1 tRNA gene is annotated in these 255 nt (G+C 51.0%); it reads right to left on the reverse strand.

Annotated elements, in window-relative coordinates:
* Positions 1-24 precede the first annotated feature (24 nt).
* Positions 25-98 (reverse strand) — tRNA-Ile (locus ACP6L2_RS18200).
* Positions 99-255: the final 157 nt, after the last annotated feature.

Here is a 255-nt window from a genome sequence, read left to right on the forward strand (position 1 = left end):
TGAGCTAATTCCCCTTTTGCGCTGTAGTCCCGAGCAGATTTGAACTGCTGACCCCTACATTATCAGTGTAGTGCTCTAACCAACTGAGCTACGGGACTGTTATTCAATCGCTCGTGACCGTTCCGCTTGCGGGATGGGCACTTTCTTCTTGTCTCTTCGTGTTTCCTGTTAAGTATGTTATGATATGTAGTGCGCAGCGAGCCCGAAACGGCCCTAGAAAGGAGGTATTCCAGCCGCACCTTCCGGTACGGCTAC

Origin of the sequence: Sphingobacterium lactis (assembly GCF_051951495.1) — a bacterium.
In the GTDB taxonomy this organism is placed as follows: domain Bacteria; phylum Bacteroidota; class Bacteroidia; order Sphingobacteriales; family Sphingobacteriaceae; genus Sphingobacterium; species Sphingobacterium lactis_A.